The organism is Streptomyces sp. SID1328 (genome assembly GCF_009865595.1).
Classification (GTDB): domain Bacteria; phylum Actinomycetota; class Actinomycetes; order Streptomycetales; family Streptomycetaceae; genus Streptomyces; species Streptomyces griseoluteus.
This window is the reverse complement of the sequence record NZ_WWKH01001050.1, coordinates 1-6,186: the sequence shown is the minus strand read 5'-3', so window position 1 is coordinate 6,186 and position 6,186 is coordinate 1. Positions and strand designations below refer to the sequence as shown.

General features: G+C 70.4%; 7 protein-coding genes. 6 read left to right on the top strand and 1 reads right to left on the bottom strand.

Annotated elements, in window-relative coordinates:
• Positions 1–1,146: MFS transporter (locus GT030_RS33895; RefSeq protein WP_161204341.1), on the top strand; the 1,146-nt coding region annotated here is incomplete at its 5' end.
• 9 nt (positions 1,147–1,155) lie between these two features.
• On the top strand, positions 1,156–2,517 hold the full coding sequence (gene pafA / locus GT030_RS33890; RefSeq protein ID WP_026249154.1) for a Pup--protein ligase: 1,362 nt from the start codon (positions 1,156–1,158) through the stop codon (positions 2,515–2,517).
• A gap of 129 nt (positions 2,518–2,646) precedes the next feature.
• Here the strand turns inward: pafA and GT030_RS36985 are convergent, their stop codons facing one another.
• Positions 2,647–2,928: a hypothetical protein gene (locus GT030_RS36985; RefSeq protein WP_237523010.1), complete on the bottom strand. Its 282-nt coding sequence runs from the start codon at positions 2,926–2,928 to the stop codon at positions 2,647–2,649.
• Between GT030_RS36985 and GT030_RS33885 the strand changes: the two genes are divergently transcribed.
• The 4 genes from GT030_RS33885 to GT030_RS33870 form a co-directional block, all read left to right on the top strand.
• Complete coding sequence (locus GT030_RS33885; RefSeq protein ID WP_346009806.1) at positions 2,810–3,670, top strand: FKBP-type peptidyl-prolyl cis-trans isomerase; 861 nt, start codon at positions 2,810–2,812, stop codon at positions 3,668–3,670. The two genes, GT030_RS36985 and GT030_RS33885, sit on opposite strands and share 119 nt — an antisense overlap.
• A 74-nt stretch (positions 3,671–3,744) precedes the next feature.
• The gene (locus GT030_RS33880; RefSeq protein WP_031180035.1) at positions 3,745–4,125 is read left to right on the top strand and encodes an FKBP-type peptidyl-prolyl cis-trans isomerase; all 381 of its coding nucleotides are present in this window, start codon (positions 3,745–3,747) and stop codon (positions 4,123–4,125) included.
• A 181-nt stretch (positions 4,126–4,306) separates the two neighbouring features.
• Positions 4,307–5,260: a WYL domain-containing protein gene (locus GT030_RS33875; protein ID WP_161204339.1), complete on the top strand. Its 954-nt coding sequence runs from the start codon at positions 4,307–4,309 to the stop codon at positions 5,258–5,260.
• A gap of 17 nt (positions 5,261–5,277) precedes the next feature.
• Positions 5,278–6,186, top strand: a 909-nt coding sequence (locus tag GT030_RS33870) for a WYL domain-containing protein (RefSeq protein WP_161204338.1), incomplete at its 3' end; no start/stop codon positions are given.

Here is a 6,186-nt window from a genome sequence, read left to right as displayed (position 1 = left end):
GTGCGCGCGGAGGGCGGTACGTACAGCCTGGCGGGCGCGCAGGCGGCGGTGTACGGGGTGGCGAACGCGGTGGGCCAGCCGCTGCTGGGGCGGCTGGTGGACCTGTACGGGCAGCCGCGGGTGCAGTTGCCGGCGGCGCTGGCGTCGGCGCTGGCGATGGCCGGGTTCGCGTTCTGCGGGATCGGTCCGCTGGGCCCGGCGTACGCGCTGGTGGCGCTGGCGGGCCTGTGCACGCCGCCGCTGGAGGGCGGGCTGCGGGCGCTGTGGCCGTCGGTGCTGCGCCGGGGGGACCAGGTGCACACGGCGTACGCGCTGGACGCGGTGGCGCAGGAGGTGATGTTCACGGTCGGGCCGCTGCTGGTGACGCTGTGCGTGTCGGTGTGGTCGGAGCGGGCGGCGCTGCTGGTGCTGAACCTCGTGGGGGTGCTGGGGGCGCTGTCGGTGGTGGTGTCGGCGCCGTCGCGGGCGTGGCGCTCGGAGCCGCGGGAGGCGCACTGGCTGGGGGCGCTGCGGTCGCCGGGGCTGCTGGCGCTGCTGGGGGCGTTCCTGTTCGTGGGGATCGCGATGGGGTCGATCACGGTGGCGTCGGTGTCGTACGCGGACGGGCACGGTGGTGACGCGGTGTACGGCTGGATGATGGCGGGGCTGGGCCTGGGCGCGCTGGCCGGCGGGACGGTGTACGGGGCGCGGCGGTGGTCCGGGGTGCCGGAGCGGCGGCTGAGGGTGCTGGTGGCGCTGCTGGCGGTGTGTTACCTGCCGTTGCTGTGGATGCCGGGCGTGGTGGCGATGGTGCTGCTGTCGGTGGTGTCGGGGGTGTTCCTGGCGCCGTGCATCGCGTGTGCGTTCATCATCGTGGACCGGCATGCTCCGGCGGGGACGGTGACGGAGGCGTTCTCGTGGCTGGTGACCACGTTCATGGTGGGCGCGTCGGTGGGGACGGGGCTCGCCGGGCCGGTGGTCCAGTCGGGTGGTGCGTCGTGGGGGTTCGCATTGCCGGGGGTGGCGGGGGGTGTGTCGTTGCTGGTGCTGCTGGCCACGGGACGGGTGCTGACGGCTCCTGTCGGGGGCGGTGTGGTTGCGGCTTCATCGGAAAATGATCCAGATCGTGCTGCCGAACCCCGTTTCAGTTCAGGGGATCGGGCGTAATGTTCAGTCATGGACCGCCGCATTTTCGGGCTGGAGAACGAGTACGGCGTCACGTGCACGTTCAGGGGACAGCGGCGTCTGTCTCCTGACGAGGTGGCGCGGTACCTCTTCCGCCGTGTCGTGTCATGGGGCCGCAGCAGCAATGTCTTTCTGCGGAACGGCGCTCGGCTGTATCTCGACGTGGGCTCACATCCGGAATACGCGACACCCGAGTGTGACAATGTGACCGAGCTGGTCACCCACGACAAGGCCGGCGAGCGCATTCTCGAGGGACTCCTGGTGGACGCGGAACGACGCCTGCACGAGGAGGGAATCGCGGGCGACGTCTACCTCTTCAAGAACAACACCGACTCGGCGGGCAACTCCTATGGTTGCCACGAGAACTATCTGGTGGCGCGGCACGGGGAGTTCTCCCGGCTCGCCGACATCCTCATCCCGTTCCTGGTGACCCGGCAGTTGCTGTGCGGGGCGGGCAAGGTGCTCCAGACGCCGCGTGGTGCGGTGTACTGCGTGAGCCAACGGGCGGAGCACATCTGGGAGGGCGTGTCGTCGGCGACGACGCGTTCGAGGCCGATCATCAACACCCGTGACGAGCCGCACGCGGACGCCGAGCGTTACCGGCGGCTGCATGTCATCGTGGGCGACTCGAACATGTCCGAGACGACGATGCTGCTGAAGGTCGGCGCCACCGATCTGGTGCTGCGCATGATCGAGGCGGGCACGGTGATGCGGGATCTGACGCTGGAGAACCCGATCCGGGCGATCCGCGAGGTCAGCCACGACATCACCGGCCGGCGCAAGGTGCGTCTGGCCAGTGGCCGGGAGGCGTCGGCGCTGGAGGTGCAGCGCGAGTACTTCGACAAGGCGGTGGACTTCTGCGACCGCCGGGGCATCCGTACGGGCACGGTCGCGCAGGTGCTGGAGCTGTGGGGCCGGACGCTGGACGCGATCGAGACGGAGGAGCTGGACCGGATCGGTACCGAGATCGACTGGGTGATGAAGTACAAGCTCATCGAGCGGTACCGCGAGAAGCACAACATGACGATGTCGCATCCGCGGGTCGCGCAGATAGACCTCGCGTATCACGACATCCACCGGCGTCGTGGGCTGTACTACCTGCTGGAGAAGAAGGGTCAGGCGGCGCGGATCTGCAATGACCTGAAGATCTTCGAGGGCAAGTCGGTGCCGCCGCAGACGACTCGGGCGCGGCTTCGCGGTGACTTCATCCGGCGGGCGCAGGAACAGCGCCGGGACTTCACGGTCGACTGGGTGCATCTGAAGCTCAACGACCAGGCGCAGCGCACGGTGTTGTGCAAGGACCCGTTCCGTTCGGTGGACGACCGGGTGGAGAAACTGATCGCCGGAATGTAGGGGCGGTCCCTCCGGCAGCGGCTATTGGCGCCGTATTGCCTTCGAACGCCACACGGGCGCCGTACGTTTACCGTACGGCGCCCGTGTCACGCCGTAGAGTTGCGCGCACCAATCCGCAAGATCGACCGATTACGAGGCATCTCCCGTGCGCCGACGCTCACTCCTCCTGGCCGCCGTTCCCGCTGGACTGGTCACGCTCGCCGGGTGCGGCGACGGTGATTCGAAGTCGAGCAGGGCGAGTGCGTCGCCGTCGCCGTCGCCGTCGGCCTCGTCGCCTCCGCCGCCGAAGATCGTGGAGGGTCCGCTGCCGGCGATCACTGCGGGGACGAAGTTCGGGGAGAAGCCGACGGTCGCCAAGGGGACGGGGGAGCCGTCGAAGGACCTGGCGGTCAGGACGGTGATCGCGGGCAACGGCCGGACGGTGGCGGAGAACGACTTCATCAAGGCGAACTACCTGGGCCAGATCTGGAGCTCGGGGAAGGTCTTCGACAACTCCTACGACCGCAATCCGCTGGTGCTGCAGTTGGCGCAGGGCAGCATCATCGACGGCTGGCGGTACGCGCTGACGGGGAAGAAGATCGGCAGCCGGGTGGAGATCGCGGTGCCGCCGACCTGGGGGTACGGGCCGTCGGGCAATGAGCAGGCGGGGATCAAGGGCACGGACACGCTGGTGTTCGTGATCGACCTGCTGGACTCCTACAACACCAAGAGCTCGGCGAAGGGCAAGGAGGTCCCGCAGACGGACCCGGCCCTGCCCAAGGTGGCCACGAACACGGACGGCAACCAGCCGAAGGTGACGCTGCCGAAGTCGGACCCGCCGAAGAAGCTGGTGTCGAACTACATCATCGAGGGCGACGGGGACGAGGTCACCAGGAAGCAGGCGGTCCTGTGCCAGTTCCAGGGGCTGGAGTGGCAGGGCGGCCGGACGTTCCAGAAGACGTACGGCTCGGGGCGCCTGAGCCAGTTCTCGGTGGAGCAGATGGAGCAGGTCGTCAAGGGTCTGGCGCAGGGGATCACGGGGAAGAAGGTCGGCAGCCGGGTGCTGATCGTGGTGCCGCCGGACCTGGGCTACGGGGACAACCCGCCGAGCGGCAGCGGTATCAAGAAGGGCGCCACGCTGGTCTTCACGGTGGACATCCTCGCGGCGATGTAGCGCGCCGAGCGCCGGAGCTGCGGGGATGACAGACTGTCCATGTTTCGTTTCGTACACACGCAGGAGCTTTTGACGTGAGCATCGACAAGCCCGAGGTCGACTTTCCGGGCGGCGAGCCGCCGAAGGACCTTGAGATCAAGGACATCTGGGAGGGCGACGGCGAGGTCGCCGAGGCGGGCGACGTCGTCAAGGTGCACTACGTGGGCGTCGCGTTCTCCACGGGTGAGGAGTTCGACGCGTCCTGGAACCGCGGTACGCCGCTGGACTTCCAGCTCGGTGTCGGCCAGGTCATCCAGGGCTGGGACAAGGGTGTGCAGGGCATGAAGGTCGGCGGCCGCCGCCAGCTCGTGATCCCCGCGCACCTCGCGTACGGCGACCGGGGTGCCGGCGGCCGGATCGCGCCGGGCGAGACGCTGATCTTCGTCTGCGACCTGGTGGGCGTCGGCAAGCGCTGACCCGGCCGGTCACCCCTGACCGTTTGTGCACGGAGTGGGGCCCGCGCCTGGTGCGCGGGCCCTTCTTCCTTGACCGCCCTCGTCCGTAATGCCCCTCATTCTTTGCTTCGGCTTTTGCCGCGCCACCTGGGAGCGGTACGGTCGACGGTCGGAAGCACATGAGGGAAGGCGTAGGGCGTCGATGGCCATTGCCAAGGCCGAGCGGTTGATGAACCTCGCGCTGTGCCTGCTCGGCGCACGGCGGCCGCTCAGCAAGCGCGAGCTGCGCGGGTCCATCGAGGCGTACCTGGAAGCGGGGTCGGACGACTCCTTCAACCGCATGTTCGAGCGGGACAAGGACGACCTGCGCGAGCTGGGCCTGGTCATCGAGACCGTGGAGAACCTGGAGGGCGAGGTCGGCTATCTCGCCCGCCGCGACAGCAACCGGCTGCCCGCGATCACTCTGGACGCCGAGGAGGCCGCCGCCCTGGGCCTGGCCGCCAAGGTCTGGCAGCAGGCCCGGCTGGCCGGCGCCGCCAGCGGCGCCCTGCAGAAGCTGCGCGCGGCCGGGCTGCCCGAGGACGTCGACCCCTACGGCTCGCACGGCGCGCTGGAGCCCCGCATCCCGGTGCACGAGGCCGCGTTCGAGCCGCTGATGCTGGCCTGCCGGGACCGCCGCCCGGTGGTCTTCGACTACCGCAAGGCGTCCGCCGCGCACCCCGAGACCCGGTATGTCGAGCCGTGGGCGCTGGAGTGCTGGCGCGGCCACTGGTACCTGGCCGGCTTCGACCGCGAGCGCGGCGCGGAGCGGGTCTTCCGGCTGTCCCGGATCACCGGCAAGGTCCGCGCCCGCGGTACGGGCTTCACCGCGCCGGTGCCGGACGTGGTGACCGTGCGGGAGACCGTACGGGGCTGGGCGGGGGAGACCGCCGACCGCTCCGCGCTGATCCGGCTGCGCTCGGGCGCCGGTTACCCGTTGCGGGCCAGGGCCACCAAGGTGCGCGAACTGGGCGACGGCTGGGACGAGTTGGAGATTCCGTACGGGCACGGGCTGGATGCCTGGCTGGTGGAGTTCGGGCCGGACGTGGTGGTGCTGGAACCGGCCGAGCTGCGGGCGGACGTGGTGGACCGGCTGCGTGCCGTGGCCAAGGGCTGAGAGCGGAGCGAAACACCATGGCAGGCAAACCGGCGCGGCCCGTGAACGCCATCGACCAGACCCGGCGGATGCTGTCGCTGGTCACGTATCTGCGCGAGCGCCCCGGCGCCCGGATCGCGGACGTGGCCCGCGCCTTCGGCATCACCGAGGACGAACTCGTCTCCGACCTGGACGTGCTGCCCATGTGCGGCACCAGTTTCCGGGGCGGGGACCTCCTGGACATCGACACCGACGGCGAGCGGATCTGGTGGCACAACCCGGCCGCGCTCGGCGAGGACGCGGCGGAGCCGCTCCGGCTCGCCGCCGACGAGGCGACCGCGCTGCTGGTGGCCGCCCGCGCGGTGGCCACCCTGCCCGGCCTGCGCGAGAGCGACCGGCAGGCACTCGTACGGGCCACCGCCAAGGTGGAGACCGCCGCCGGCGAGGCGGCCGGGGCGAGCTCCCGGCTGTCGGTGACCTTCGAGTCCGAGGGCGGGGTCTTCGCCGACGTCGACCGGGCCATCTCCGAGCGGCGCCGGCTGTGGGTGCGCTACTACTCCCCGGCCCGCGACGAGCTGACCGAGCGGGAGATCGACCCGATCCGCCTGGTCACCATGGGCCACACCTACGTCGAGGCGTGGTGCCGCCGCTCGGAGGCCCGCCGCACCTTCCGGCTGGACCGGGTCGCGGAGATCCGGATTCTCGACGAGCCGGCCGCGCCGCCCGAGATAGAACCGCGCGACCTGTCCGAGGGTCTGGTGCAGCCCGCCGCCGAGGACCCCGAGGTCGTGGTCGAGGTCGGCCCCGGCGGCCGCTGGGTCGCCGAGTACTACCCGCACGACACGGCCGAGGAACTGCCCGACGGCGGCCTGCGCATCACCCTGCGCACCCCCGACCCGGCCTCGCTGCGCCGGCTCGCCCTGCGGCTCGGCCCCGACGGCCGGATC

Excerpts from the sequence above, each read along its gene's own strand:
- GT030_RS33875 (WP_161204339.1), top strand. The coding sequence starts at position 4,307 with ATGGCCATTGCCAAGGCCGAGCGGTTGATGAACCTCGCGCTGTGCCTG.
- pafA (WP_026249154.1), top strand. The coding sequence starts at position 1,156 with ATGGACCGCCGCATTTTCGGGCTGGAGAACGAGTACGGCGTCACGTGC.